General features: G+C 33.8%; 1 pseudogene. It reads left to right on the top strand.

From position 1 onward, the window contains the following. Positions 1-222: pseudogene (locus FOT98_RS31800) on the top strand (CpaF family protein); the annotation flags it as partial.

The following is a 222-nucleotide window of genomic DNA, read 5'->3' as shown; positions in this document are numbered from 1 at the left end:
AAGATGATGGGAATCGTTATATTACAGAGATGATTGAATTATTAGATTATCGAGGTGATATACAGTTTAATGAACTTTCTCAGTTTATCCCGACATACGAGGAACAGGATGAGATAAATGAAAACATAGGAAAAATTCATGGACAGCACATTATTACAGGGAAAATGTCAGCTAAAATGGAGAAAAAATTCCGTTCTGCTACTTCTGTAAATCCAGCTCTTT

Source organism: Bacillus sp. HY001 (assembly GCF_007558965.1).
In the GTDB taxonomy this organism is placed as follows: Bacteria; Bacillota; Bacilli; order Bacillales; family Bacillaceae_G; genus Bacillus_A; species Bacillus_A mobilis.
This window is presented reverse-complemented; position numbering and strand designations above follow the sequence as displayed.